Consider the following 278-nt stretch of genomic DNA (forward strand, 5'->3'; position numbering starts at 1 on the left):
CCATATATCCACGGAATTTTATACTTTTGTGAAATTTCATTAATAAGAAGACGCGTTTCAAAATTAACTGTCGCATCTAATAATAAATCTACATCATTCACTAGCTCTTCCATTTCTCGCACTGTTACATCAGTCACAACCGGATTTATTTTCACCTCAGAATTAATCGCTTGTAAATGCTCTGCTGCTGCTACCGCCTTTGGGTTATATTGCTTTGCATCTTCTTCTGTATATAATTGTTGCCTTTGTAAATTACTCCATTCTACATAATCACTATC

At 34.5% G+C, this 278-nt stretch carries 1 protein-coding gene; it reads right to left on the reverse strand.

From position 1 onward, the window contains the following. Positions 1-278, reverse strand: a 278-nt coding sequence (locus ACSG5Z_RS32650) for a ThiF family adenylyltransferase (RefSeq protein WP_435713015.1), incomplete at both ends; no start/stop codon positions are given.

The organism is Bacillus pretiosus (assembly GCF_051294775.1).
GTDB lineage: Bacteria > Bacillota > Bacilli > Bacillales > Bacillaceae_G > Bacillus_A > Bacillus_A wiedmannii.